The 24,690-nt window shown below is 44.2% G+C and carries 17 protein-coding genes and 2 pseudogenes; all 19 read right to left on the bottom strand.

Going from position 1 to position 24,690, the window contains the following annotated elements:
• Nucleotides 1-8: 8 nt before the first annotated feature.
• The 19 genes and pseudogenes from T458_RS55710 to T458_RS55650 all read right to left on the bottom strand — a co-directional run bounded on the left by T458_RS55710 (nucleotide 9) and on the right by T458_RS55650 (nucleotide 24,686).
• Nucleotides 9-1,337: a sensor histidine kinase gene (locus T458_RS55710; RefSeq protein WP_023555574.1), complete on the bottom strand. Its 1,329-nt coding sequence runs from the start codon at nucleotides 1,335-1,337 to the stop codon at nucleotides 9-11.
• Nucleotides 1,338-1,635: 298 nt separating this feature from the next.
• A pseudogene (locus T458_RS0129655) lies at nucleotides 1,636-2,640 on the bottom strand (IS110 family transposase); the annotation flags it as partial.
• A gap of 13 nt (nucleotides 2,641-2,653) precedes the next feature.
• On the bottom strand, nucleotides 2,654-2,797 hold the full coding sequence (locus T458_RS57440) for a hypothetical protein (protein ID WP_023555573.1): 144 nt from the start codon (nucleotides 2,795-2,797) through the stop codon (nucleotides 2,654-2,656).
• Nucleotides 2,798-3,417: 620 nt separating this feature from the next.
• Nucleotides 3,418-4,044, bottom strand: a complete 627-nt coding sequence (locus tag T458_RS55705) for a hypothetical protein (protein ID WP_023555572.1) — start codon at nucleotides 4,042-4,044, stop codon at nucleotides 3,418-3,420.
• Nucleotides 4,045-4,060: 16 nt separating this feature from the next.
• On the bottom strand, nucleotides 4,061-5,710 hold the full coding sequence (locus T458_RS57490) for an RHS repeat-associated core domain-containing protein (protein WP_252989894.1): 1,650 nt from the start codon (nucleotides 5,708-5,710) through the stop codon (nucleotides 4,061-4,063).
• A gap of 689 nt (nucleotides 5,711-6,399) precedes the next feature.
• Nucleotides 6,400-6,637: pseudogene (locus T458_RS58015) on the bottom strand (transposase).
• Nucleotides 6,631-6,915 (bottom strand): transposase, encoded by a 285-nt coding sequence (locus T458_RS58010; RefSeq protein WP_354702705.1) that lies wholly within the window; start codon nucleotides 6,913-6,915, stop codon nucleotides 6,631-6,633. Before T458_RS58010 ends, T458_RS58015 begins: the two are co-directional and overlap by 7 nt.
• A 178-nt stretch (nucleotides 6,916-7,093) precedes the next feature.
• Nucleotides 7,094-7,708: a hypothetical protein gene (locus T458_RS0129645; protein WP_252989893.1), complete on the bottom strand. Its 615-nt coding sequence runs from the start codon at nucleotides 7,706-7,708 to the stop codon at nucleotides 7,094-7,096.
• Between the two features lie 338 nt (nucleotides 7,709-8,046).
• A complete protein-coding gene (locus T458_RS55690) occupies nucleotides 8,047-8,400 on the bottom strand; it encodes a hypothetical protein (RefSeq protein WP_023555567.1) in 354 nt (117 codons plus the stop codon).
• Between the two features lie 12 nt (nucleotides 8,401-8,412).
• A complete protein-coding gene (locus T458_RS55685; RefSeq protein ID WP_144083929.1) occupies nucleotides 8,413-9,063 on the bottom strand; it encodes a hypothetical protein in 651 nt (216 codons plus the stop codon).
• A gap of 434 nt (nucleotides 9,064-9,497) precedes the next feature.
• Complete coding sequence (locus T458_RS55680; RefSeq protein WP_216087491.1) at nucleotides 9,498-9,725, bottom strand: hypothetical protein; 228 nt, start codon at nucleotides 9,723-9,725, stop codon at nucleotides 9,498-9,500.
• Between the two features lie 744 nt (nucleotides 9,726-10,469).
• A complete protein-coding gene (locus T458_RS55675; protein ID WP_023555564.1) occupies nucleotides 10,470-10,724 on the bottom strand; it encodes a hypothetical protein in 255 nt (84 codons plus the stop codon).
• A gap of 2 nt (nucleotides 10,725-10,726) precedes the next feature.
• A complete protein-coding gene (locus tag T458_RS55670; protein WP_171819429.1) occupies nucleotides 10,727-15,118 on the bottom strand; it encodes an RHS repeat domain-containing protein in 4,392 nt (1,463 codons plus the stop codon).
• 1,067 nt (nucleotides 15,119-16,185) lie between these two features.
• Nucleotides 16,186-18,087 (bottom strand): hypothetical protein, encoded by a 1,902-nt coding sequence (locus T458_RS55665; RefSeq protein WP_023555562.1) that lies wholly within the window; start codon nucleotides 18,085-18,087, stop codon nucleotides 16,186-16,188.
• A 344-nt stretch (nucleotides 18,088-18,431) separates the two neighbouring features.
• Nucleotides 18,432-18,554, bottom strand: coding sequence for a hypothetical protein (locus T458_RS57860; RefSeq protein WP_023555561.1), 123 nt, complete (start codon nucleotides 18,552-18,554; stop codon nucleotides 18,432-18,434).
• An 80-nt stretch (nucleotides 18,555-18,634) separates the two neighbouring features.
• Nucleotides 18,635-19,009: a response regulator gene (locus T458_RS56230; protein ID WP_023555560.1), complete on the bottom strand. Its 375-nt coding sequence runs from the start codon at nucleotides 19,007-19,009 to the stop codon at nucleotides 18,635-18,637.
• Nucleotides 19,010-19,070: 61 nt separating this feature from the next.
• Nucleotides 19,071-23,213, bottom strand: coding sequence for an immunoglobulin-like domain-containing protein (locus T458_RS56225; RefSeq protein WP_023555559.1), 4,143 nt, complete (start codon nucleotides 23,211-23,213; stop codon nucleotides 19,071-19,073).
• A gap of 230 nt (nucleotides 23,214-23,443) precedes the next feature.
• The gene (locus T458_RS55655) at nucleotides 23,444-23,869 is read right to left on the bottom strand and encodes an acyl-CoA thioesterase (protein WP_023555558.1); all 426 of its coding nucleotides are present in this window, start codon (nucleotides 23,867-23,869) and stop codon (nucleotides 23,444-23,446) included.
• Nucleotides 23,870-23,897: 28 nt separating this feature from the next.
• Nucleotides 23,898-24,686 carry a 2-keto-4-pentenoate hydratase gene (locus T458_RS55650; protein WP_023555557.1) on the bottom strand — a complete coding sequence of 263 codons (789 nt, stop codon included), beginning with the start codon at nucleotides 24,684-24,686 and terminating at the stop codon, nucleotides 23,898-23,900.
• Nucleotides 24,687-24,690: the final 4 nt, after the last annotated feature.

Below are 24,690 nucleotides of genomic sequence, written 5' to 3'. Positions count from 1 at the left end.
CGTTTTTCTCAACCTTTTGCTGGAAATGTAAGGACAATAACCGTCCCTTTGTTGGGGGTGCTTCTGACCTCCACCTTGCCCCTGTGGGCTTCGATCACCTTTTTCACCTGATACATGCCAAGGCCAAAATGCTTGCCACTTCGATACTTCGTGGAATAGAAGGGTTCAAAAATGTTTTGCAATTGTATGCTGTTCATTCCGCAACCCGTGTCACGTATGGTAAGCAGTACCTTTTGGGCTTGCTTTTCAAGTGCAATGTAAAGCGATCCGTTTTCCCGCATCGCTTCCACGGCATTGTTGCAAATATTTTGCAGGCATTCGGCTATGAGGATCCTATCAAGAAACAAAAATGTGGGGACATATTGCTTCTCAACTCGAATTTTTGGGAGGGCTTCTATGGATTCTAAGACTTCGTCCAAGATGGCGGAGATATCCTGCATTTCCTGCTTGGAAGCCAGCTTGTCACTCGTAGCATAAGAGACTTTGGCCATCATCGCCATCATCGATTCGTGTGTATGCAATAAATTTTCCACATAAGCCTCGATCTTCTCGTACTGCCCCACCTGTATATTTTTACGAATATTTAATGCGTTCAACTTAATTTTTCCAATCGAATTTTTTAAGGAATGGTGGATTAATCCGGTCCCTACGTGCACGGTATGTATCGATTTCCGTCTTACTCCCAAAAAAGCATCCCGTAAATAAAAAATCGTGATAAGCAATAAACTCGTGATACTGATATAAGGGATAAGCGTCATCAGTTGATCGCTTACAGGGGAAGAAGAGAAATGGTACATATTCAATGTGATCAGCGGAATAAGAAAGACAAACGCAATCGAAACGTGGCTGACTCGCTCCTTGAAATCATTCGCCTGTATGATGGGACGAACAGCCAGCGAAGCTGTAAGGCATACATAGCATAGCCCCCATGCCGCTACAAATCCATTATCGACGCGATTTGCCATTAGATCTGTATAGAAGAGCAAGGTCAATACTGGCGGAATGCTTGCGAGGACGGGAATCCACTTTTGATAGGTATACATGCCGTTGTAGATCAGATAAAATAGCAGCATTCCGTAGTAAGGAAACGTATTAATGAACATGTTCAAAAGGGCCGTCACGATCATCGATGCACGAATAACGGTCACATTCAGCGCCTGGTCGGTTGCATAAGGAACCCAGCCTTTTTCAAGGAAAATCTGCAAGCCTGCCAAACCGGCGCACAGGATTACGAGAGACGCCCAAAAAATCAGACGGTTTCCCCGATGGTTCACCCACAAATGGATACTTACAGATGTCAGACTGACAAACATGAGAAAAAACATGAAGAAGAACATGGATACCCGCCTTTTGTTCATGGTCTTTATGTAAAGTATACATGTTCATTCGCCAATGAAAAAAGGGTGAATCCACGGTTATACTGTTTTCCCGTCGATCAACTCCTTCCTAGGTCACGAAAACTACCTCTGTTCATCATAGTTTTTTTCATGGGATCACATAAGTAGACACTTGCATGTCTACCTTTTACTTATACGTATCCTCCATGATAAAGCGGTCACTGTATAAAGGATAGGTGGCAACTCATTAAAGTTACCACCCTGTTGATCATGCCGCCCGTTCTGGAAAAACTGGCATTTAGTATTCCGTCTTGTACTTCATCATGCTGTAGATGACGTTGACCAATTTTCGCATGACACAGATGATTGCTTGCCACTTGGTTTTGCCTTCTGATAGCTTCTTCTCATAGTAAGCATGGTACATTGGATGATTCGGCTTCTTTTCCCCCCTCGATACGCCAAGCATACGAATAGCGAGGTTGTAGAAAATGTCATACAAGCTACGATTGCCTAGCTTGCTCTTTTTTGCCTTCTGCTTGTTTCCTGAACTATGCTGTACGGGTGCAATCCCCGCAAAGTTAGCTAGTTTGTCTGCATTAGGAAAGCGTGAAATGTCGCCAATCTCTGCGATTAGTTCCGCCGCCGTGACCGTACTGATTCCGTGCATCGTTTCTAGTTTGTAATCCAATAAAGCCATGTGCTTCTTCAATTCAGCATCAATTTGGTCTAGCTGATGCTCACGGATGATGATGTCTCGAACCACATCTTTCACTAGGAAGTCATTTGCTTCTTGGTAGTCCTTACTAGTGTCACCGTCCTGTTCCACAAGAGAGAGAATTTCCTCTGCCTTCTTGGTGGATAAGTAGCGATTGCTTTTCTTGTAAAGGAAGTTAGCCAGTTCATCCACTCCCACCCCCTTCAAACAACTGGGAGAAGGATATTTTCGCCAGAAGGCTAGTGCTGTTTTTCCATCCACCTGTGAAAAGAACTTCTTGTAGCTTGGATAATGGTAGCCAAGCTGTTGGTGGAGTTGGAGTTTTAGTCCAGTCAAAACGCTAACGATGTTTGCTCTTCTAGTTACCAGTTGGGAAATTGCATAGTAGAGGTCAAGCGGATTAGCGTTTGGCAATGTATCCAAGTTGGAAATCAGGATACGACCCACACATTCCGCATCCCAAGCATCTGTTTTCTTGTTGTTTGGACTGCTTCTCCGCATGGATACCGTTAAAGCAGGATTGACAGCCTTTACCTCATACTTGTTTTCGATTAGATACATGGCGAGTCCTCTTCCGTAACCGCCCACATGCAGATGATACTTAAATCCCCAATCTGTTTTTCCAATATACTCGGTGATACAAGTAGTAGTCGCAGATGTTTCGCTTAAATGGATTAAAGAATTTCCAATGCACATCCTTGTATTCAATGACAATCTTATCAATCGACAGCTTGATGTTGCTCATTTTCTTCCCCCTCCAAAAATTTTGATGAATTTCTGGCTTAATTAGAGGGGAGGGCGGCTAGCCTTTATCACATGACCTTCCCAAATTCTGTATATAAACTGGTCGTCACCAGATTGTTTTGACCCTTACACTCTTCATAGTCGGGACACCATGCCCATTAGTTACGATAGCCCTTCTTACTTCATGTTCCTTTGCATCGTAATAATCGTTCCATCCTTGCGGATTGTTGCATTGCAGAAAAATTTTTGTCCTTTCACCGTCTCTATCGAAATGGGGGTTAGGTTAGTTGCGTCCATATCGGATTTTCAAAAAACAGGGAGAAAACGAAGATAAGGTTATTGCGGTAAAAATTGATGGTATCTGGCTATTTTGATGGAATAATCAATGGGGAAGAAAGGGGAATTAGGGGTACTTTTTGCAACAGTGTTTGTCCGTACACAACTTTCATGAAAACAATGTACGGGTATTACATGGGTTATATTGCCTATCAGTAGATAAAGCGGTTCATTCGGCACTGGGTGGGGTTGTTTCAACAGTCACACCTTTCACGAGGCGGCTACAAATGCAAAAAGAACCCCAGACGAGTATTGACTACTCGTTTGAGGTTCTCTACTAACACATTAAAACATTCTATCCACTGCTTTTACAAAACTTGGACACCAGTGGAACGCATTGACGTTTGAGTATGCTTCTTGAAATTCATCTTCTCGTTGAAACCACGGTAAATCAGGATGACGATTTGATACGTCGCGTAAACAGAACCAACCCTGTCTCAAGTCTTCTCCTCCAGTTGACCTGAAATCAGCATTTGAGCAATAAGCACAAATGTTAAAGGATACATCCATTTTGTCTTGAAGTGCTTGTAATGCAATGGAGAAATCCTCAATAGCTTCCGCTTCAAAGACTATCCCTCTGAAGTCGCACATTAGTCTGAACCTTAATTGAGGTTCATCAGGGTCATATTGTCTAGTAACGGCAATATATTCCTCAACCGTTAGTATGTCTATTGAATTACCATTTGTAGATTGTACACTATTCAAGAACTTTAGCTGATACCCTTCTGGTAACTTTGTTATTAACTCAAGAAGACTCTGAACATACGTTGCTTCATTGCTTTCTAAATATAGAGAATTTCCTACCAGAATCAGATGAACAGTATTATCTTCTCTAAATCGTACATAAAGGTTCGTATCCTGACTGTGCCCCTTATCGTCAATTAGTTTAATCGTAACAATCCTCTCGTTCATTCTCCCCCTCCTTTCTTTACCTTCCCTTAATTGAGATAGATTTTAGCACAATGGTTAAATAATAAGGATTTGATTCTGCGTCAGGTCTTGATGTAATCCACGCTTTGTGGTGGGCAGGGTTTGTTGCAAAGACACTAACGTGCCCAGTAGCAGGATTGTCAATCACAGCCTTTAAAACCCCAGTTGCGTTTACTGCATCTATTGAAGTGAACGTATATTTGTTAAACACTGGTGCTAAAAAGTATGATAATCCTGTTGTATCCACTGGTCTTGGGGTCAGGTTAGTGTTTGTACCCGAACCGTCACGGAATATTAGGGTTTGTCCATTATAATTATAAGTCGTAGTGCTTGTCGAGGTGTCCTGTGTAGCAATGGTCAATATCGTTGCCGCTACAGCCGCCCATCCTATTGCACCACCTGAAACTGAACCAGAACCAGACCTTGGCATTGTTGCAGTAGTTCCTGCAAAAAGAACAGCGGTGGGTCTTAGTTCAAGGTCTTTTGCAATAGAAGCACCCAAATTACTCCAGTACGCTGTCCTTGCATTATCTGCTTCGGTCTCAGCAAATTGCATACGCTGTTTGTTTCCTGCTTTGTTTGCCTCTTCCCAGACGTCCGTCCATAGAGCAATAGTATCTCTAGTTGAGCCTTGAATATATTCGTCTCCGTCTTTCCAGTGACCTGTAGGGTCTTTATATCTGAGAGGATTATTCTCTACATACGTATACCGATTCAACGACAACGGATTATCCACTTGCCCCTTATACGTATCCTCCGAGATAAACCGCCCTACCTTCGGATCATAATACCTCGCACGCAGATAATAAAATCCTGACGCTTCGTCATAAATCTCCCCGCTGTACTTAAAAGGATTTTCCATTCCCTCAGTCTTGGTTACAATATTGCCCCACGCATCATACTCGTAGAGATTGACATCCTTCCCTTCTTCGTTCGAGATGGACACGACATCCCCGTGACTATTGTAGCCATAATACCCGTTTTGTTTTGTCACATAGCCTTTACGGAACAACAACTCATTTCCCCAGACGTTGCGGGCTTTGACATTTCCTGACTCGTCCAGTTCCTCAATGACCTTCCCATTTAGATACACGTATTTCGTCTCGGTGCCTTTTGCTGCTTTGGTCGCACGTAATCCATCCCCAAAATACGTGTACGATTCAGCATTTCCTGTCCCCTCGTTTGTAATACTTCTTAGCCGATTGCGTTCATCGAAGGTATAGGTGGTGGTACCATTCGTGTTTGCCACCTTGCCATCCATAGCTGCCCGGTTTCCCCGCTGGTCATACGAATATCGTTTGCTGTTGTCAGGGAATACCTCGTCCGTCAGACGATCAACCTTGTCATATGCGTATTGATAGGCGGTACCGTTGCGCAGAATCTGGGTGACATTCCCAAATGCATATTGATTTGATTCTGTCCATACGGGCTCTTCTTTTATTGATTGCGTCAGATTTGCTACCTGACCGAATGAGTCCATTTTCTTCACCATGCTGCGACCATTCGGATACTGAACGCTGTAGCTTTCTCCCGTGCTGTCGTTGTGGTAATCATAGCGAATCGTACCTGTCAGATCACTGCTTACCTCCTGCAGCCTTTCCGCAGGGTCATATTGATAAGAGATGACAGTTCCATCCGAATACGCCAATTGATCGATCTGATCGTCTCGATCCCATAAAGCCTGCCGAGAGCTGCTCAGTCACTGAAAGGGATCGAAACTGTATTTTACCTCTCAGTAGTCTTTGCTGATTGATTCTACAAATGAAAAGGAAAAAGCCCTAAACGAATATTTTTTACCCGTCTAAGGCTCCCATTTTCTATTTATAAATCATGGCGGTCTGTAAAATTTCCACGCGGTATTTTTCCGGTGAATTCCACTAGGAGCTATATCTACCCTTCTTGATTTCGTTGCTGACTATACCGAACAATCCATCCCCTTTCAGTGTACAATTCGCCCGGTAGTCCATCACTTAACTCTCTAATACTTGTCATATTTCCATTCTCATCTTGCATTAATACATCAATTCTTTCCTCTTGTTCGACTGTCCATAAGAGATGATGCAAAGTAATATCTACTACTCTGGGGATTAGAGCGCGGATTAGTTCAATGTTTTCGTATTCGGGTAATAGTTCATTGAAACTACTAAGCCTATTATCCCTTAACTTGCCCCACGATAATCTTATCCGACATCTCTATTGATTCATCTCGTACTTTCTTCATCAAGAGTTCCCCAAAAAGTTCAAGAGACTTTAAAACCAAACATAACCCCTCCTCATCTAGTTCCATGGAATTCTTGTTGGGTTCCTTACAAGTTGTCCTTTGACGATGGCTCCGTCCTATTTTACCTTAAAGTGAATGGCGTCAAGGAAAACAACAGCATAAACCACTTGCAAGGGGCGATTTTGCCACTCTTTGAGCATCGGTACAATCTTATTCGTTAAGCGTTGGTGAGATTTCGATGCCATAGAGCTGCTGCAGATGGTCTTGGATATCACGTGTGGATACGCCTTTAGCATAGAGGGCGAGAATTTGATCTTTGATCCCTGTAACATTGGATTGATGTTTCTTTACAATGTTCGGCTCAAAATCACCCTCTCGATATCTCGAGGGACTTGGATGTCAACATCCCCGTACTCAGAACGGACGGTTTTCTTGCTATACCAATTGCGGCTGTTGGTTGTCCTCTTGTTTTTCATGTCATGCTTGGCGTATCCAAGAGAGGACTCGATTTCAGCTTCCAGCATTTCTTGGATCGTGTCTGCGAATAGATCCTTTAACGCTGACTGTACGTCGTCCACTGACTTCATGTTTTTCTCTTTAATCCACTGCTTGATCTGCTCTTTTGACATCATAAAAATCTCCCAACCTTTCTACTCCTCATTGTAGTTTAGAGGTTGAGAGTTTACACAAAATATTTTACAGACTCTGGTTTCGTGACTTGTCGGGTAAAATGTCCTTGTTCCACTCATTGATACGGTTTGTTTTACGCGAGCGTGGGGCTGCGTACGTTACTTTTTGGACTGCCTAGCTTTATGTTCTCAATACCGCCGTCGTACTCTTTTTGCTTCTCTTTGTTTTCAAGCTTCTGCCGCCATTTTCGTTGATCAGAACTTGACAGAAGTACAAGTTGTTAAACTGAGGGGGATGCTGAATGAGCGACTCCATCGGAATCTTTTCAGCAGGTCGATAAACAATTTCCACTCTGGTTAGTTCCCCCACTGTTTTCTTGCCTTTCGGTTCCTCTCGCTCTTTCCTCTTGTCATCCACCCTACAGTAGCCTGCCTGTTGACGCTGACTCTTTTTACCAAAGTATCTTGTCTCCTCATACAGATTCATCCGCCGTCCCGTCTTTGATGAAGTAAACACGTTGGTTATCGGGGCAGGAATGTCAAATGCGACATCACAGCGAACAAACCATATCAAACTTGCGTTCTGATAAAGCGTATCTAATAGGTGCTTGAACTCTGACAAATAGTCTGGATGCGTTTCGATACGCAAAGAGTGCTTGAATGATTTCGGCTCATGGTATGGCTGATAGGAGATATATAAGTAGGCTTCATGAGACAATTCAATGTGCAGATGATACTTAAATCCCCAATCTGTTTTTCCAATAGACTCGGTGATACCGTAGTAGTTCTTATCCACCCTGTCGAAATAGTAAGGCTATTAATTCGTTTTTCATGGATTTTGAAAAAACGGGAGACAGCGAAGATAAGCAAAATAAGTGGATTAACGAAGGTAACTGGGGATTTTAATGGAAATGTGCTGATCAAAGTATCCAAAAAAGGGTACATTTTTGAGCATTTCGGTGCGTACAACCGATTTCATAAAACCAGGTACGGGCATAACAAGGGTTATGTTCTTAGTCTTGAAGTAAAGTGATTCATTCGCTACCCACCCTTCTTCGAGGGCGGCTGCATGGACAAAAAGAAACCCCAGACGAGTAGTTGGTTACTCGTTTGGGGTTCAGGTTCAGTTATTACCTATTCAGAAAGAAGTGTACTCTCCCATTTAACTATGTGAAATTGGTAATAATTAAAGTAGTGAATTAGATCCTGACAAAGCAATTTTAATTCGTCAGAATCATTATCTTTTGTTCGATATTTTAATTCAGCTTCAAAAAACTTCTCTTTTATAAAAAAACGAAGCACTTTAAATGACCTTATATATTTTCCATCCCTCGGAAATGTCCAAGAGTCAATGAAAGAACTGAGAAAATCTCTTTCGTATTCCTCTAAAGGCTTATCCAACTCTACTCTCAGCTTAATTATAGAACCTTTATTAACAGCAAAGACAGGTGCATTATATATTGTATTAATATCATCCCATTTTGTCATAGTTCTCCCTCCCTAATAGCCCGGAGAAAACCTTCTTCCGGCAGGTGTCATTTTTACAAGTCCTCTTGCTATTATTGCAGCAGCAGCCGCAGTGGTTAATGTAGTTCTAGTACCATTATCATTTTGAATATACATACCGTAAATTGCCTCACCCTTATTAGGAAATGTAATTTCCATCTTAATCTGGTCAAATACACTTATACCTGATATTGGTTTTAACTGTTTGCCCTCGGTTAACCCCCCTATTTTTTTACATAGTTCAAGTTGCGGTTTGGGGTCTTCACCATTTAAAGGTTTTACTTCCCATACCTCATTACCTAGAACAATATCCGCTTCATATTTTTTCTTTAGTAACCCAAATAGTTCTGTCTCACCTGTTTCTAAACTCTTCTCTAGTTCAGGTTTTTGACCAGTCATTTCATATAACTTTTTAGAAACATTAATTTGTGCAATTTCATGAAGTGGTGTATAAACTGACGGATGTTTTCCGTTGCCTAAAGCGAGATTACCACCAAATACCATCATTGATGCTTCCCAATCAGCAACCACTCCTGAATCATATGTTTCAGAAATAAGTCTTAGAGACCATACAGGCATATGACCACTCGGATCAACAAACCTCCACGGATTATTATGAGTATACGTATATCGGTTAAGAGTCAACGGATTATCCACTTGCCCCTTATACGTATCCTAGTTTATAAACCGTTGTTACTTCTAAAAAGTTGGTGGCAACTATTTACCAATTGCCACCATTTCTACTATTCTATCATCCAGCCTGCTTTACTGGTACTTCAGGTATCACATACGCCGTCTTTGTCCTCATGAATTGCAATATTCACAGGAAGTCGTAGACTTCGATAGCATAGCAATCGAGCAATGGGAAGAGACTGTACTGCTCCCCTGTGCGTTAGTCTGTGGAAGGGTGAACAGAACTGCCAAAGATGAAGCGTGAATGGGTTATATTGCCTATCAGTAGATAAAGCGGTTCATTCGGCACTGGGTGGGGTTTATTTCAATTGCCCCCCTTTTCAAGGGCGAATCCAAGGGCAAAAAAATCCCCCATACGAGCGTTGATCCTCGGTTGGGGGATAAAATCATCCAAAAATATCTTTATTTGTTCTTTTAATCTTGTCTAATATTTTGTCCATTTCCTTCACATCAAACAATCCTTCATTCGTTCCTGCCAAAAAGTATAGCTTTAACCAATAAGAATCATCTTCCAAATAGGTCTTTACTGCTTTTTCTATTACTTCTTTTGAAAGTTTCTTTACGATGATCTCTGGAGGTGCAGCAGGAATAAAGTCAACCCCCTCTTTATCCATGTACGAAAATAATTTCAATAAAAACATCAATATTATCGTTTTCTATATCCTCAATTTCATCAAAATATGGAGGATATTTTATCACATAATTCTCCAATTAAATCTCCCCCCCTCGGTTATTTACCGTAAAGGTCTCTCAGGACTTTAATAACATCAGCCTGATTTACCTTATTAGATTTACCCACAACCTCGATTCCACTTTCAACATTCTTAAAGTATACCCTAGCCCCATTTGCACCACGCATTTCATATATCCCTCCAAATCCAAGCGATCTTGAGCCTTTACCCGTCGGGATACCATACTCATTAGTTTCGAGCTTCCTTTTAGCTTCATATCCCTTTTCAAACTAATAATCGTTACATCCATCTGGATAGTTGCAATCAGAAGATTTTTTTGTCCTCTCATCCACCCTATCGAAACAGTAAGACTATTAGTTCGTTTTTCATGGATTTAAAAAACGGGAGAAAGCGAAGATAAGCAAAATACGTGGATTAATGATGGTAACTGGGGATTTTAAAGGAAATCCGCTGAGGAACTAAACCAGAGAAGGGGTATATTTTAAGAGCATTTCGGTACGAACATTCCATTTCGTGAATATAGGTACGGACAGAACAAGGGTTATGTTCTTAATCTTGAAGTAAAGTGATTCATTCGCTACCCACCCCTCTTCGAGGGCGGCTGCATGGACAAAAAGAAACCCCAGACGAGTAGATAATTTCTCGTTTGGGGTTCGTAGTAAATGATTAGAAGATTGTTGTAACCTCAACATCAACCCAAATATCTTTAAGCTGCTTTGACTTTATTCTAGCATCCTTCAATAAATCCATCACATTATGGAAAACTTGAAGTGTCTCATAATCGTAGAACTTCATAATGTTCCATCCTTTATCAGTCTGGGTTATTGAATATTTTTCTCCTTGATAAACGAACTCTATCTCATGCCCTAAACCTAAATCTTCTTCAAGTTGTTCAAAAGTGTATCTCAACTCTTCTTCCATTCTTACCTCCATCGTCCTCGGGGTGGTTTTTTTGTCCAATCCCAATCATGTTCATGTGGTACTTTCGGATGCATCTTAGGATTTCCGTGGTCAGTAAAATCTACATCTCGTAATGCTCTTCCATCAGATCCAAAATATCTTCTTGTTTTCAAATTTCCATCTTCATCCATAAGATCCATTGATGAATTTGGTCTGCTAGAAGTTGGCAGATTCCTACCTGTTGTTACAGAATGATCGGTAAGTTTTGGATAGTTGGTTAGTGCGTCTGGATCTAGATTTAACCCTGCAAGAAAATCAGGATAACCTCTTGCTATCTGATCTGCCATATATTCCTGTAGATTCCACTGTCGTAACTGCAACTGAGTTTCTCTACTGGAATTAAGGTAAACTTCGTTATCCCCTCTCATCCAAAGAATATACTTATCATAACTTGATAAATCATCTTTTGTGAAACGATCTCCATAAGGTCTTCCATCATATTTCTCTCTACTATCAATGTGCTCATAATCAGGACTCCACGATGAAGAGGAACTATTACAACTACCTGCATGTGACCATCTGCCATCTGCCGACTCACACCAATTCCCAGTAGGATCAATATTGTTAACTGGGTTGTTGTGAACATATGTGTAGCGGTTCAAACTCAGCGGATTATCCACTTGCCCCTTATACGTATCCTCCGAGATAAACCGCCCTATACTCGGATCATAATACCTCGCACGCAGATAATAAAATCCTGACGCTTCGTCATAAATCTCCCCGCTGTACTTGAAAGGATTGGCCATTCCCTCAGTCTTGGTTACAATATTGCCCCACGCATCATACTCGTAGAGATTGACATCGTTCCCTTCTTCGTTCGAGATGGACACGACATCCCCGTGACTATTGTAGCCATAATACCCGTTTTGTTTTGTCACATAGTCTTTGCGGAACAACAACTCATTTCCCCAGACGTTGCGGGCTTTGGCGTTTCCGGACTCGTCCAGTTCCTCAATGACCTTGCCATTTAGATACACATAGTTGGTCTGCGAGCCTTTTGCTGCTTTGGTTGCCCGCAGCCCATCCCCAAAATACGTGTAAGATTCAGCATTTCCTGTCCCCTCGTTTGTAATACTTCTTAGCCGATTGCGTTCATCGAAGGTATAGGTGGTGGTACCATTCGTGTTTGCCACCTTGCCATCCATAGCTGCCCGGTTTCCCCGCTGGTCATACGAATATCGTTTGCTGTTGTCAGGGAATACCTCGTCCGTCAGACGATCAACCTTGTCATATGCGTATTGATAGGCGGTACCGTTGCGCAGAATCTGGGTGACATTCCCAAATGCATATTGATTTGATTCTGTCCATACGGGCTCTTCTTTTATTGATTGCGTCAGATTTGCTACCTGACCGAATGAGTCCATTTTCTTCACCATGCTGCGGCCATTCGGATACTGAACGCTGTAGCTTTCTCCCGTGCTGTCGTTGTGGTAATCATAGCGAATCGTACCTGTCAGATCACTGCTTACCTCCTGCAGCCGTTCCGCAGGGTCATAGTGATAGGAAATAACCGTTCCATCCGGATACCCCAATTGATCGATCTGATCATCTCGATCTTGGTACCCGATCCCGTATTCCCTGCCGAATGTTATCAAGCTGTTCAGCCGCTGGAAGGGATCGTAGGTGTATTGTACCTCTCTGTATGTTTTGCTGGTCGGATCTAGATTCGGACCGTTACTGTTCGTTTCCTTTTTCACCAAAGAAGTATTCGGGATATACTCCGTCGTTTCTTTGTTGCGAATGACACCCGTAGCATCTTTGGTTGTCAGGCTGGACAGGTCATAAAATGGAGTGTAGGCATATTCATGAATATTTCCTGCCTTATCTGTAAAGGTAGCGGGCTTCCCATTAGGAAAATAGCGATACGACTCTGTTGCTCCCGATGGCACATCTTGCTCACTGATCTTCCAGGACATGGCATTGTAATGATTCTTAATCGTCAATCTGTTGTTTTCTGCCACAGTCGCCAAATTACCGTAGGCATCGTACCCATACTGGTAGCTGTTATTCTCTGGATCGAGAAGGTATACCAAATTTCCGCTTGTTGTGTAGCGGTATTTCCAGGCACGCTGTTCACCTGTTTGATCCATCACGGTCTTGAGAATGACTTGGTCAAAGGCGTTACGATCATAGGTAGTTGTTATACTTTGGTCTTGCTCTCCCGTCCGACTGATATCTTTCTCCAGTTGCCCATTGCGATTGAAGTATTGGATGTTTTGCAGCCCGTTTGGATGAAGAGTTAGCCTGGTTTGAGATGGTACATACTGGTTGCCGTCGCGTACACTGTTTGCTGACAGGTAAACCGTTGTGCCGATCGGATCAATTTTTTTCCAGACAGTTCCGTCCTGATTATATAGATACGTAGTCGCACGTTCCTGTATGGCATAGGGCGCACTGGAAGTCAGATGTTTCCCATCCAAAGAGTAGGTATTGTACAGCAACGGTCGAATCGTTCCGTCTGTTCCCACTTGTCCCTTGTACTCCACGTCACCAAAAGGCGTGAAGTGAGTGAAAGTTTTGGAGCCATCCGGAAGTGTTACGGTCACTTTGCGCGCTATATCATCGTAAGCATACGATACGACCCTTGTCTGGTCCTGGTTCGTAAATTGTTCTGACGTACGTCTTCCAAGCATGTCATATTGATAGGTAACATAGCTTTCATCTGGATACGCTCGTGCTGCAAGTCTGCCCAATCCATCATAATCAAAGTAATGGAATAGGGTTGATTGTATCCCGGGTTCTGTTTCAACCTGTAGGCTTACTGCGGCCGGATACAATCCAAGATCATCGTACCAATCAATCGTTTGCGTGATCTTCTTGGAATCTGCTCCCTTGCTCGTCTCGGTCATCGAGGATAGCATACGATTCTGATACGCATAGGCTCTGTCTACCTGATCTACCTTTGTTGATGTTCCGTCTGGATACGAGTCTACAATCGTCTCGGATGCCAATAATTTTTCGTTGTTGTAGGTATATATCTCTTTGTGAAAATGATTTGGATTTCCCGAAGCGATTATTTCTACCTCAGACGGCAAACGTAAATAGGTTCCCGTCACAGGAAGATACTGCATTCTTTTGATGTTCCCTTTTGGGTCGATCTCTTCAATCGTATCTCCATATCGATTGTACCTGTATTCGATCATTTGTGCATATTTTGACAGTCGGGAAAATACTTTTGGCATTCTGCTGCTGTCCGGTTCTAACAAGAATTGATAGACGTCTTGGTCCTCTGTCATGGAAGCAGGCCGTCCCAAAAAGGAAAATTTGTATTTCGGTTTCGTCTCTCGCCCGTTGTACAGATAGCTCGTATAGGATATCGGAACATAATCGTAGTTTCTTCCCTTTTCCGAGAACGACAATCGCCCCTGAATGGTTTCCTGCTCACTGCCACCACCCAGGTAAGTCTTTACGGATTGCAACAAATAGTTCTTGTCTGCATTCACTATAAACGTTTTCTCTTGATTCGGCAGACCTGCCTCGATGGTTTGCGTGACAATTTTTGCTCCATTGCGTCCAGATTGATTTTGTAAACGTACGGACTTATCCTTGTTCGACTTCCAGATTTCCTGGTTTCCTTTTGGATAGTATTTGGTAAAGGAATACGTCTGTGCAGTCGGAGCATCTGGATGCAGCGTCTTGGCAAATCGAAAGTTTACGGATGTTACCGGATGGTAGCTGGTATACGTCAGTTTTTCGTCGTCATGATATAGTCTGACAACCCCCCGTTTTAGAAAATCGGGTTCCTGAGGCTTGTATGGACTATACGTGTACGTCATCGACAAGCCTTCTACTGGATACGTTACCTGTTTTAGCAGTTTATAGCTGACTGTTCCACGTTTCGTTATATCCTCATTGGTGTAAACAGTCGACTCCATTTCGTTGTAATCCAAAGAAATTTCCTTATTTGCAGCAGCAGGAAAATAATAATTCGGTTTTAAATTAAATTCTGCCTGCCCGTACAAACCGGGATCATGGTAATTGTACTCCGCAATGATCTTGCTCCCGCCACCGTTCACATCATGTTCTAAGATCCTGTCGGTATTCGGGGCTGTATTCCATGCATACTGAACATGCTTCAATAATTTCGTTTTTGAGCTATTTTCGTACACATAGATATGCTCTACTTCATCTCGGGCATTTTTATCGAGTACGACCACCCTCCCGACGCTATCGGTGATTTCAATATCTGATCGGTTATCTTCCGGAATCCGATAGATAATTTTGTCTCCATAGGCGTTTGTTTTCGTGACGATATGAGTATCCTCTACTCCATCTCCGCCATTGTTCTCGATTTGGAAAGCATACGTGTAACCGTTGACATAGAGCGACACGATATCCTTCTTACCATTCTCCATGGTCCCTTCACCATATCCCGACATGCTTGCTCCATCATACGGGGTATTCACCCACGTACCGGTCTTTGAAGAAGACTCCAGTACAGTTCCGTCATCCAAGGTGAATACATATCGTGTCCCTTCACTTCTATAAGAACAGGCATATTCGGAGAAACCATCTCTATAGCTACAACCCACATTTCCCTTATCCACCTCTTCGAATCGGGGCAAATTCAGTTTCCAGCCATTTGGCATGTGATATTCATCTTCATACCCCGAAAAAGAAGTGGTTTTATTACTGCCACTAGAACTGTAGTAGATCTTTGACAGCATCGAATCTAACGATGAATAACGCCTTTCAATCGAGAGATCCATTCCATGTTTTCCATCCAGGTGTAAATCTATTTCCTTTACATTTGCTGCCCTGTATAGTTCATCCACTGGATTATCTGTATTTGCTCTTGCGTAATTGTACAAGAGACCTTTCTGATCATACATGGCGTCAGGCAAAGTAGAAGTCAAGGAAGATGACGGTTGTTTTAGTAACGGAATTTTCGATTGAGTGTTTGACCGCTCTAATCCCTTTCGATAAAAATCTGCAATAGACGGTACAAATTTCTCTAACTGATCATATTCGGCACCAGGAAGATTTTGAATAGCTTGCAGTACTTTCTCATCTGTCCATTCGTACTTTTCAACCTGTTCAGAATGAGACAAAAAGCGGTCAAACGACGGGTAGAAGTATGCCACAATCTGGAGAGCCTTTCGGTCGAATGAATTGTACATATTCCAGACCTCTTTACCCTGAAAAGAATCCCACTCCCATTTCAGTACCTCTTCCTTTGAAAAAGTAGGAATGTCCTCTGGGCCAATCTCTGGCTGCATTTTGGCCATTTCCAGGGAATCCTTGTATGCCGTTATCCAATTCTTCGTATCGTCCCCTTGAACGGAAGCAGCGCGGGAAACCTGGGTAGTGCTCTTTGTTTCCGCATTCGCAATATTAGGTAACAACAAGGAACTAATGAGCAACATACTAAGCGTTTTCTTTATCCATTTTGATGAAATCATCCTACATTTCCTCCACATCCTTATTGACCAACCCTTTTTATCAAATTCCCGTTTCCGTCGTAGAAGAATTCGGTCAATATGTTCCCGCCTTGTTTGATAAGAACAAGTTGTCCCCGCTGATTGTAGATATATTCGACGCCAAGGTAACGTACGCCCAAACGAGCATGGACGCTGCCGCCATTTGCACTGGACAGCACTACGTAATAGTCTTGTCCACTCTTGAGTGAAGCCAATAACGATGAGAAAGGCGGCGTTATTCCGTCATCATTGTAGGCAAGTCGACGTGTCTGGCTGTAATCTTCAAATAATGCAAGAACGGTATTGCTTGAGAGTTGGGACTGGTCAGCTCCGTAATAGGTCGTGAATACTTCGTAATCCCCGGTCATTGGTGCAGTAAATTTAAAAATCCGATTTTGTCCCACATTCAGATTTACATCTTGGGGAGTGTCCACTTTCAGTTCTTCTGTATCCAAAAAGTCGAACGTGAATGTAGCCGTTGCCACATCTGCTCCTGCTCCGATTATCTTATCTTTTGAAATCGTTACCGTCGCGTCCATGACATCATGCTTGTTTTCGTGCCAGAGAGCATTCCCCGTAAAGAGAATCGTAATTTGTGTCTCACTGTTACGTGTCACATTGAATGTAAGTCCTTCGGGAAGATGATTGACACGAACACCATTTGCCACATCCGAAGTAAACTCCCCATGTTCTAACTGAATAACCTGCTCGTCCTTGATAGAGCCGTCATTGATCGCTGATTCGTGAAGGACAGGAGATGTCAGATTCGCCTTTGCATCAAGTACGGCTGTCAATCTGGCATGAAGATCATGATCTTGCTTATAAGGCGACACATACACAAAATAAGTGACTCCTTTTGTGAGGACTACATTGACCTCAGAAAAGAGTGACCCTTCTTCTGCATCATCGTTAGCATCGATCAGTTCTTGCATTTGCTCGTCTGCATACAAAACAATCATCGTATCGTTCGGTGCTCCAAAGCCGCCGTAGGGGCTAGTGAAGAATCGATAGTTTCCGCTGACAGGAGCTGTAAAGCGGTATGCAGGAATCTCTCCTGCTGGCAAACTGATATCAATGGGTGATGCTACATCCAAGATCGGAACAACTTTGCTAAAACCAAGCGTGTAGGTTGAGGTCGTACTAAACTCACCTTTATAACTTAAAACCACAATGTGATAGGAAGTATTTGGCTCAACTTGAAAACTCACTTCTTCTTTTTTCCCCGGTTGTTCTTCCATACCGAAGTCGATTACCATATCTGTTCCCTGCATCACAATAAAATCGTAGTCCTTGTCCGTCGGAACGTTTAAAGTAACCGTCAATGTCCCTACCATCGAACCCGAATCGAAACGATACATGTCCATATCCGTGTTTGTGGATAATTTTGATACATAGAGGTTTCCACTGGTAATTGGATAGCTGTCTGGAAAATCATCGTTTGGTTCAAACGAGTCCCATACGGAGCTATCCACTGCTAAAGTGGATCTGAGTAGCAATGTAGAAGAGGTTTTTGGAGCAGGTTGAAGTTCATTCCAGTAAGTAGCTGAATATTGCTGGTATTCCGCTTGCAAGTCCTTAAATTTCTTTCCGTAATCCAACAAATTTTGCTGGTCTTCATTTTTTTTCTTCTTTTTTCCTATTCTGCCGAATCCCTCATGCAGTTGTTTATTTTTCTGAAAATAAAAAGCAGCCTGCTTTTCAATCTTTTTGGCAAGCTGATGGTCACCTTTTTTTTGGGCAAGAGACTGCAAAAAGTTCAGGGTTTTCTGCACTCCCAGGATTTTCCTGTCTATCCCATAGACTTCGCTCATCGGGTCTTTCTCTTTCTTTGCGGATGCCAAAGGAGCCCACGAAACAAAGAGCATGATCATCACCAATATAAGTCCAGTCGTTTTTTTCCACATTTCGTAACACCCCGCTAGTTTTGTCTGCCGTTGCCACCTCTTCACGAATCATATGTACATTTTTCTACACCACTTTTACATATTATTTCAATACAATTACACAATCAAAAGTATATCAATGAATGCAAACGATGAAATTGATAAAAAAATGGTGCCATTGGTAAAAACAAAAAATCCCCCCTCCAGCCATCTTCGACTGTGGTCAAGACCCCATTTAGTGGACAGTATGAAAAACCCCGGCGACTAGGCCGACAGCTGATTCCTCGCGGCGTCCACGTTGATCCAGAAGTCCAAACTCTCCGAGTTTCTTGTACTTCCGCATCCACATCTTAATTTGTCCTTCATCATGGATATGCAACCTCTCCGCTATTTTTTCGGTGGGAAACACCATCTAATTTCATCTGAACGGCCTGCAACTTTAGCTCTTCACTATAATGCTTAAACTTCTGACCTTTCTTTGCTGGCATAAAAATGCACCCCCTAAAGTTTTCATCGGTAAACCGTAGGGGTTTTTCCAATGTCTACTTTAAGGGGTGCACATCATCACTTAACAGGCTTTTCTTTTTTCCTGGACGAGCTTTCTTAACCGATCACCGTATTTAGGATGCTGATTGTGCATGGTGGCACAAATAACCTCTGGCAACCTCTCGAATTCGTTCTTATAGAGATAATCATGGGCTCCATTCATATAGGCTTCATTAAAAATCTCATCGTTGTCGTCCAGCGAACTTAACATAATGACTTTTATCTGAGGATTCTGAGTCGAAATATCAAGCGTTGCGTCAAGCCCGGAAGCTTTGTGATCGCCAAGCATAATATCCATGACCACAATATCGGCTGGATCATCACGAAGCATCGCAAAACACTCGTCAATCGTGGATACACAAGCGTACAGCGCTATTTTCTCATCTCCGAGGAACAAATGTCCCGTCGTTCAACTCCTTCCTAGTTTACGGATCCTCCCTCAGGAAAACTCCCGATCTTTATTTCTGTACTTTAATCGAAATCTCTACCTCTTTTCCTGCATACGTGGCTGTTATCGTCGTCACGCCTTCTGAAATCCCGGTGATGACACCATTCTCTACCGTCGCAATCTCAGGATCATCTACGCTCCATTCCACTTCCTCGGTTACATCCTCCTTGTGATTTCTTTCATAAATGGCCGTAATGGCTAGAGACGCCGTTTCCCCTTCTTCGAGTGACAGGCTGCTGTAAGTAGCATGCAGTTCTTGCAGTTCCTTTTCATCCACCACACGGACGCTGATATTCACATTTCGGCCTCCGTACCTGGCTGTAAGGACTGCCGTTCCCTTTTTGAGCGGAATGATCGTGCCGTCTTCGGCCACCTCTACGATACCGGATGTGCTCGACGACCAGTCGACGAGTTCCGTGACATCTTTTTCCCTCTTATTGCTCATTTTGGCTCGGATACTCAACGTCTTTTCCTCATCCATCTCCAGCAGCAGCTTCTGCGTGGATGCAGTTAGAGATTTGACGCTTATTTTTGAGATGACGACGGGGATGGTCAGTTCTTCTCCCAGGTAGTGGATCGTCAGCTCAGTCTCTCCTTCTTCTTTGCCCGTTTTCACGCGCCCTGCCGTTACCTTCGCCAGATCACTGTCTATGCTGTACGTGGTGTTTTTGTCATGGGTTATATTTTCTAGCGTATTTGGTCCCACGGCGTAAACCCTAAAGCTTACTGTTAAATTTGGCTCGATCAACAACAACGAGTCAGAGGCTTTGAGAGTCAGACGATCTGCTTCTTCCTTCTTCACGGTGACCGTGATCGTCGTTTCTGCTCCCGAGTAGCGAACCGTGATCTGGGCTTTCCCGGCCTTTTTGCCAGCAGTGATTCTGCCTCGTTTGACTGAAATCAAATCATTGTCGATGTCGTAGATGGTGTCCTTGTTTTTCGTGATCTCTGTACGTTCTTCCCCTTCCACGGCGTACACCTTGAAGGACTTGGAGGCGCCTGGTTTCAGATGGATGTCGGACAGTGACACTTCGAGTTGCAGCTTTTCATTCTCTTCATCCACGACAGTGACTTCACTACTCGCCGTTTTGTTCCCATCTGCGGTCGTCACCGTGATCGTGGCCTGCCCTGCCTGTTTCGCCGTTACTTTGCCCGTTGCATCCACCGCAGCGACGCTCGGATTGCTGCTGCTCCAGCTCACGGCCCGATTGGTGGCGTTGGACGGTGTGATCGTTGCTTGCAGCGTCGCAGACTCCTCGCCAACGGTCAGCGTCAAAGTTTGCGGGGTAAGGGTTACTTTAGTGACCGGAACCGGAACCTCGACAGGTGGAGGTGGAGTGACAGGACGGCTGATGACACGTATCGTGCGCGTCACCGGAGCAGCCTGATTGCCTGCCCAGTCCGCCGCGTCGTATTGGAGGGTGTACGTCCCCAGTTTGTTCGTATCGACGGTCCCAGTGACAACAGGTGTCAAGCCGGTTGCGATATTGTCCGTGATCCTCACACCCGGGTCCTGGAAGACGCTTCCTCGGTAGATGCTCATCGTGCTTGCCCAATTCAGGGTGATGACCGGAGCCCTTCTGTCGATATGTATCTCTGCTTCTGCAACCTCACTGACATTTTGCAAGGCATCCGTCTGCCTGGCGTATAGTTTCGTTTGGTTCTCGTCCCGTATGGTGAATGGACCCACATATGCCACCCATTGCTGCCCATCCAAGCTGTATTCCAGTTTTGTACCCGATTCTCCACTCACCGTTACCTCTACATCACCCTTTGTCCAACCAGATGGGTCGAGCAAAATCGTTGGTTTGAGGAGAGCATCTTCGCGAACAACTTTTACGGTTCGAATGACCGGTACAGCCTGATTACCTGCATGGTCCACTGCTTCGTAAGTGAGGGTGTATTCACCGAGCCTGTTGGTATCGACTAAACCGGTTACAGAGATTTGCGGATTTGGGTCGAGGTTGTCTGTGACTTGTGCTCCAGGGTCGCTAAATGCACTTCCTCGATGAATACTCAGGACCGCATCACCGTTTAGCGTAATCACAGGAGCCGTTTTGTCGATACGCACTTCGGCTTCTGCGATTTCGCTGACATTTTGGAAGGCATCTGTCTGTCTCGCGTATATTTTCGTTTGATTCTCTTCCACTATTTTGAATGGCCCCACATATGCCACCCATTGCTGCCCATCCAGACTGTATTCCAGCATCATTTCGCTTTCTCCACTCAATGTTACCGTCACGTCTTGATTGATCCAGTCCGTATGGCTCAACGTGAAGTTCGGCTTCGGTATTCGTAAAAGCGTCACGGTATACGTCTTACTTTCTCCATGCCCGGCTTCAATCTGAATCTCAATCTTATTTTCACCACTGCTGATCTGTACCTCATGCTGAGAACCACTCACAACAGGAGACCACCCTCCATCGTTAATTCTCCATTTGCCTACCGATGTCGGATCTTTTAGTGTCGGGGCAAACATCAGTTCAGTGATACCGCTAGATAGAATGGTCTTATAATTCACTACGGAGCTGGAAAATGCAGGTTCTATTGCTAAGGCTGTCTGGTTCCCCATTATCGCCAAACTGGTTAAACCCGCCTTGTCTTGGAATTCATAAGCCCCCATGTCCATCTCTTCCCCGATCAACCGTGGATTGCCATCCATGTCTGTAATGATCCCTGACAGATCAGGAGTTTGATTCCTCTCATAATACTCACTACTTCCTGCTCCAATGGCTGGTGAATCAGACTGAAGTCGATAGTTTCCTTGTTGGACAAGTAAAAATTTGGGATCAGGGGAATTCACAAGGGAATTACCAATTTCCAATTCCTGTATATTGGCATTCGTCTTCGAATTCCCCCAGACAATACTATTTCGAAGAGAAGTAGTAGAGGAATTTGAATGTCCCAATCCCCCGTAGCCACTCGTAGAGTTATTTCCACTTATCGTCACATTCGTGAGAACGGGCCTACTATCATTGCTGGAGTGCATTCCACCACCTCCGCTTTTGGCCTGATTGCTAACCATTAATACGTTTGTTAGGACTGGGCTGCTTTTAAAGTTTTGGATTCCGCCTCCGGTTGTACCCGCTTTATTTGCTTGGACGGTTACATGGGTCAGGACTGGATGGCTGTTATTATTATCGATCCCGCCGCCAGTATTTTGAGTAGCCTCATTTTCGCTTATCGTCACATGGTTCAAAACAGGTCTACTCAATTGCAAGTTAGCCATCCCACCGCCGCTTTTCGCCTTATTTCTACGAATAGTCACGTTACTCAGAACTGGGTTGCTATTCCAGTTGTAGATCCCGCCTCCGTCATAAGCGATGGCCTTATTTCCACTAATTTCGACATTCGTTAACTTCGGTTCCCCTCCTGAGTTCTGGATACCACCTGCATATTCAGCTGCAGTATTGTCCAGAATCAACACATCCGTTAATAGTGGGCTACTAAAATTATTATCTATTCCACCAGCACTTTCCGTACTCCTATTATCGCGAATCGTCACACTCTCCAGAACTGGATTGCTGTAATCATTCGCCATCCCGCCGCCAGTAGTGGCGGTATTACCGCGTATCGTCACATTATGTAATTTCGGATGACTGACCCTGTTATACATCCCGCCACCGATTTGATGATTTCCGGTCCCGTTTGCATTCCCGCCGGTAATCGTCACACCGTCCAATAACGAATTCTTGTCCAAGTTTAGCTGATAATGGTAAAACACATGATAGGCGTTGTCGGAAGTGTCTTGCTGTATCCCTAAGTCTCCGCTGAGGATTGTTTCATTTTTTACCCAATCCCGTTCTGTAGAACCGTCTTCTGCATCAGCTGGAAACCCCCCGTAAATAGCCACTCCTTTTTTCATCTGGAATGTCTTTGTGCGTGGATCGGCGGGATCGATTTCTTTCGTCGGATAATACGTCCCTTTCGCGATCCAGATTTGATCTCCTGATACCGCCGATTCCAGGGCTTTCTGCAAGGTGGCAAAGGAATCGCTCCAGGTGAGTCCACTAGTACCATCGTCATCCCCATCCATCTTTACGTGGTAAATTTTCCCCTCCGCAGCCAAAGCCACTGTAATGGGGAGCACTTGAACACATCCTAGGAAGATGGCCAGTGCCAACATCCAGAACCGCTTCGTTCCTTGATTCATCCTTTCTATTCCTCCCTCTAATAACCCCGGTAAGCATCTTCACCAGGCCAAATCCCTTTGGTTACCATTCATCGTGGAAACATTTGACAAGTGCAATTTGTAGCGAGGATACCATGCACATCCTGACCACAGTAAGTGGACAGTTTTTTGTCTACCATACAAAAAAATCCCCCCTTCAGCCTTCTGCGACTGATCGGGGAGATCTATTTGTACTTATTTTCTTTTTTCTATTACGTGGACAATACCTTCTCCTGCAAAAACAACTCTCGCACGTCATCCGGGATCGGCACGGCCTTCAAGTTGCCTTTGTCATCGAACTGCACCCAACCGCGCACCTCGTGGCCATTGGCGACCAGTTCATCGCCACGGTAGACCTCATGCTCCAGGCGGAAGGTTTTGTTTTTGACTTCGGTGACGCGGGAGACGACGCGCACGTCATCGTTGTACAAGAGCGGCTTGCGGCATGTAACTCCTGCATCCAGGAGCGGCAAACCGATTTTTTCGTTATGGAACAAATCCAGTACCGATACGCCCATTTCATTTACCAGCGTCAGCATGCCGATATCAAACCACTTCATGTACGTCGGATAGTAGATGATGCCGGCCATATCGGTATCGCCCCAATGGACTTTTAGATGAACCGTATTTTGGACCATGCGCTTCTCCTGCCTCCTCGCCTTCTGTCTACTTGCCGGTGAAGGAGACGCTTCCCAGTTCGGCAAATTGCACCTGGATGGTATCGCCGGCCTCGAATGCGATGGCTTCAGAAATCGCGCCGCTCAGCACGACATCGCCTTTTTTCAGCCCTTTGCCTTCTGCGCCCAGCTTGTTGACCGCCCACGCGATAGACGTCGCCGGATGCCCCAGGACCGCAGAGCTGGAACCTACCTGGCTGACCGAACCGTTTTTGTACATGGTCATCCCGAGGTTCCCGAGATCCAGGCCAGCTGGGGAGAGCCATTTGTTGCCGATGACGAATCTGGACGAGGAGCAGTTGTCCGCGACGACATCGACCAGCGTGAACTTGAAGTTCAGGTAGCGGCTGTCGATGATCTCAATGGCTGGTGCCACATATTGGGTTGCTTGCAAGACATCCAGTGCGGTCACATTGGTCCCCTGCAGATCTTCGCCCATAAAAAAGGCGATCTCAGGCTCTGCTTTTGGGTGAATCAGCTTGGAAACCTCGATTCCTTCCCACTCCAACGCCAGCATGTCATGCGTCAGGTAGCCGTAAATGGCTTCGTGCACACCCATCATCTGCTGCTTGGCTTTGCTTGTCAGGCCGAGCTTGATACCGATCCGCTTAGCTCCCTCTTGCTCTTTGCGGGCAATCAGCTTCTCCTGGATCGCATAGGCTTGTTCGATAGTCAGATCGGGGTATTGGTCCGTCACCTTGACGACTTCCCGACATTCCTTTTCCGCGGACAGCAAATACTCGACGATTTCCAGATCCTTCGCTTGCGTGTATGCCATCTCT

Origin of the sequence: Brevibacillus panacihumi W25, from assembly GCF_000503775.1 — a bacterium.
Classification (GTDB): Bacteria; Bacillota; Bacilli; order Brevibacillales; family Brevibacillaceae; genus Brevibacillus; species Brevibacillus panacihumi_A.
Note: the sequence above shows the minus strand (reverse complement) of the source record. Positions and strands in the feature narration are given on the sequence as shown.